The sequence below is a fragment of the Moorena sp. SIO1F2 genome (genome assembly GCF_010672755.1).
Taxonomy (GTDB): domain Bacteria; phylum Cyanobacteriota; class Cyanobacteriia; order Cyanobacteriales; family Coleofasciculaceae; genus Moorena.
Genome location: NZ_JAAHFV010000546.1, coordinates 1 through 2,869, shown reverse-complemented (window position 1 = coordinate 2,869; position 2,869 = coordinate 1). Strand labels below are relative to the sequence as shown.

Sequence of the window (2,869 nt, the reverse complement as noted above, 5' to 3'; positions counted from 1 at the left end):
ACATTTGCTGGGGTTTTACCTCCAGAGAACCGCTGGTGGGTTGTGGGACTACCCCCTGAGGTAAAGTCAGTTGTACAGTTTCGGCGTATTCTACATTCCACTCCAACTTAACTTCTGCATCAAGGTCTTGATATAGTCACACTGAGCAAGTGAGTACATATCTTCTACAATGTGGTTGTTGGCAAAAGCGAAATCTAATTTTGAGAATTTATCTCTGTCCTGGGGCACATTTGAACATAGTAAAAATTTGACTTTTTTTCCATTAAAAAGACGTTCTGTTTTTTTCATTAAGTTCACATAATCATCAGTGCTGTAGAGATATTTTGCTCCTAGCAATTTTTTATAATCTCCCTGCCTAATGTGAACACCAACCAGAATGTCACAGGTTTTTTTTAGGTTACTTACGAGTTGGTTTATCGTTTGAGTATGTTGCTGTATTGGCGTAAAAAACTTCCTTATTGTTTCTGCATACTTCAAAAAGAGTACAGGATTTCTAAACCAATATCCATGAATAAATACTAAGTTGGTTTCACTAAAAAACTTTGCAAAGTTATCATTAAAAATTACAGCTTTGTGTACTCCAGTATCTCTTAAAATATTTATATTGGAGAACTTAAAATCTGTATAATCTTTAACCAATAAGCGGGTTGAATGGTAAACGAATCTATGAAAATTTCTTTTCAGTTTAAGACTATTGCCTTTAAGAAGTGATTTTTGGGCAGGGTATCGACAAAAAAAATCGTTATGGGTTCCCTCAAAAAAAACTGCATATTCATCAAAGGCAGGATTTATGACTTTGAAGTTGTATTCCATTGCAAAAGCCATAAAGTTGGCAAATAGCATCATTCTATTGCCTAATTGACCTGTTTTTCTAACAATTACGAACATGTTAATCCTCCGATAATATTAACAAACAATCAATTCTAGTTACTACTAGAGTTGGACATTGATAATTGCTACTAGCTAGTCTTAATTTGTTTGACCAACTTCATGCTGCATCTTGTGATATTTCCAAAGTTTACCGCGCTTTTCGAGTAACTCTTGATACTTTCCTTGCTCCACAATTCGCCCCTGTTCGAGAACGACTACCTTATCAGCTTTGGAAATGGTCGATAAGCGATGGGCAATGGTAATTACTGTCCGTCCTACAGCAAGTTTTTCTAAGGACTCCTGAATCAGGCGCTCAGACACAGAATCTAAGGCACTAGTTGCCTCATCTAAGATCAGAATCTCTGGTGCTCGCAGTAAAGCACGAGCAATTGCCAGCCGTTGACGTTGACCTCCAGATAATCGAACTCCCCGATCACCCAGTTGCGTGTCAAAACCTTCAGGCAAATCTAGGATGAAGTCTAATGCATTGGCAAGTTTTGCGGCTTCTCGAATTGCCAGGTCATCTGCCTGTTCTGAACCATAAGCAATGTTATTGCGAACAGAGGTGTTGAAAATAAATGTATCCTGACTAACAATAGCTAGTTTACGACGTACAGAGTTGATTTCAAACTCTTGTAAGTCAGTGCCATCAATGATAACTTTACCTGCGGTTGGGTCATAAAATCGGGGAATTAAGTCAGCAAGGGTTGTTTTACCTGAACCAGAAGCACCGACCAGGGCTGTTGTCTCTCCTTTGTTGATAGTTAAGGTAATATCGTGCAGCACTAGGTTAGAGGGATCGTAACCAAAGTCCACCGAAGCAAACTCAATCCCTCGCTGCAATCCTGAAAATTGCACGTTACCATTCTGCAAGTATGGTTTGTTGTCAGTTCTCAGCAGCTCTTTAATGTTATTCATTGGTCCGGTGAATTCCCCAAGACGCCCTCTGGCATTATTAATCAGACGTATAATCGGGATCAGACGAAACAAAACAAACAAGAAAGTGAGTAATGAAGCTGCCTGCATCTGTCCATTAGGAACGAAGATGGTAAATGCTACAATAATCATCCCGATCAGAATTGTGGTGGCTACGCTTTCCCCAATCGGTTCTATGGCATACCCAAATGAGGCAGATTTGATAGTGATGTTTGCAACGTTTTCGCTAGCGTTATAGAATCGTCTACGCTCAAATTCTTGACTTGCAAATGCCTTAACTGTGCGAATGCCATTGATAAACTCTACAGCAACTGATGTAAAGTTACTGCCTGCCTTTGAAACATCAAAACTTGTCTCTCGCACCCTTTTAACCAAGTTAGAAAGACCAACACTCATCAGGCTAAAGAGCATTAATGAGGCAATGGAAAGTTGCCAAGAAAGCAAGAACATTGATGTGACATAGACAACTAGAAGAGAAACTCTAGTCAACATAAAAGCTGTCACATCAAAAGCTTGATTAATTTTTTCTAGTTCGGTAGTTAGACTGTAAACTAGCGCTCCAGAACGACTATGAGAAAAGTAACCCAAACTCAGCCGTTGAAGTTGCTCAAATAGCTTCTTGCGCAGCCTATCTAACAAATTCATCTGAGTTATCATGCTGTACCTGCGTCCACCAAACATAAAGGCTGAACGCAACCAGGTTGTGATCAGAATTAGAGCAGATATCCGGTAAATTCTATCATTGAACGGTCTATTTACTCCAAGTACCGATATATCGAACCAGTTAATACCTGTCTGAATTGGGGTAGCATTAGGGTCGGTTAGATTTTGTAAAAAATTTAGGATAAACCCTAATCCAAATCCTTCAAATAGTGAAGCAATTATCGTTAAAACAATAGCAAAAAAAGCAGCTTGTTTAAGGAATTTAAATTCCCTTAATATGAAGTGGTTGTCTTGCCACAATTTAGTTGATTTTGTAAATCTGATTACAGAATCAATAAGCTTTATTTCAGCAATTCTATATAGAATACTCACTGGTTTTATTTAGACCTATTTTGATAGA

At 38.5% G+C, this 2,869-nt stretch carries 2 protein-coding genes; both read right to left on the bottom strand.

The annotated features are described in order from the left end of the window. Positions 1 to 90: 90 nt before the first annotated feature. Positions 91 to 888, bottom strand: a complete 798-nt coding sequence (locus tag F6J94_RS32480) for a hypothetical protein (protein WP_293047797.1) — start codon at positions 886 to 888, stop codon at positions 91 to 93. Positions 889 to 969: 81 nt separating this feature from the next. Beyond that, positions 970 to 2,841, bottom strand: coding sequence for a heterocyst formation ABC transporter subunit HepA (gene hepA / locus F6J94_RS32475; RefSeq protein ID WP_293047795.1), 1,872 nt, complete (start codon positions 2,839 to 2,841; stop codon positions 970 to 972). Between the last annotated feature and the right edge of the window lie 28 nt (positions 2,842 to 2,869).

Coding starts and splice junctions, on each gene's coding strand:
- F6J94_RS32480 (WP_293047797.1), bottom strand. CDS start 888: ATGTTCGTAATTGTTAGAAAAACAGGTCAATTAGGCAATAGAATGATG.